At 54.5% G+C, this 433-nt stretch carries 1 protein-coding gene; it reads left to right on the top strand.

Annotation, left to right across the window (positions count from 1 at the left end; translation table 11 throughout):
• Positions 1–433, top strand: a 433-nt coding sequence (locus HWY38_RS19235; protein WP_224181427.1) for a hypothetical protein, incomplete at both ends; no start/stop codon positions are given.

Raw genomic sequence — 433 nt, 5'->3', positions numbered from 1 at the left:
TGAAGGCGGCGGACAAGAAGAGTCTTTCAGATACGTGACGCTGTATGGCGGAATGAATGCTGAGGACATAAGCGGCGCCGTATGTGCGGCTGACAGCGAAGGTCCGATTGAAGACCGTTATGACGCCTGCGCGGCGGAGCTGTCAGCGATCGTCACGCGTCTTATCAAAGAAAAACAGAAGAAAAAAACGCTGATCCAGCTTCTTGTCCCCGACAGGGGGGAAGACAATGTATTGGCGGGGCTGGCCGCTTTTCTGAAAACGGCTCACCTTGAACATCCGAAGCTGTACGGCCAAGTCATCCAAGCCGATCCGGACGAGTCAGCATCAGCGCTTCTTGTCAAGCTGAAAGAAAACCGGGCGCATCCTGAACAAGCGGAAATCCGTTATGAAGACGGCAAACGTCTCGTCAGAAACTGGCGTCATCTGCCGGCC

The sequence above is a fragment of the Bacillus sp. KS1 genome, assembly GCF_020075515.1.
Classification (GTDB): domain Bacteria; phylum Bacillota; class Bacilli; order Bacillales; family Bacillaceae; genus Bacillus; species Bacillus velezensis.
This window is presented reverse-complemented; position numbering and strand designations above follow the sequence as displayed.